Source organism: Halomonas sp. ATBC28 (assembly GCF_005937175.1).
GTDB classification, from domain to species: Bacteria; Pseudomonadota; Gammaproteobacteria; order Pseudomonadales; family Halomonadaceae; genus Vreelandella; species Vreelandella titanicae.
This window is the reverse complement of sequence record NZ_VCQL01000145.1, coordinates 1-419: the sequence shown is the minus strand read 5'-3', so window position 1 is coordinate 419 and position 419 is coordinate 1. Positions and strand designations below refer to the sequence as shown.

General features: G+C 51.3%; 1 protein-coding gene. It reads right to left on the bottom strand.

Features of this window, described 5'->3' with window-relative positions; all coding sequences use genetic code 11:
* Positions 1-419 (bottom strand): FtsK/SpoIIIE domain-containing protein (locus E0L35_RS25745; protein WP_249362195.1); only part of this gene is annotated, 419 nt, incomplete at both ends.

Sequence of the window (419 nt, the reverse complement as noted above, 5' to 3'; positions counted from 1 at the left end):
ATCAACATACTGTGGGCGACCACGCGCTTTCCAGTCCTGCACCACGGCATGAACTTCTTGATCGCGAACAAAAGCACCATGGACACGTACCGGCAAAGTGGAGTTCGGCCCAGAGTAGAGCATATCCCCCATACCCAGCAGTGATTCCGCACCAGCCTGATCAAGAATGGTACGTGAGTCAATCTTACTGGATACGGTAAAGGCGATACGGGTCGGAATATTCGCTTTAATCAGACCAGTAATAACATCAACCGATGGACGCTGAGTTGCCAGTACGAGGTGGATACCCGCGGCACGGGCTTTTTGCGCCAGACGTGCTATCAGCTCTTCCACTTTTTTACCTACCGTCATCATCAGGTCGGCAAATTCGTCAACCAACACCACAATGTATGGTTCTTTTTTCAGCACCGGATGCTGGG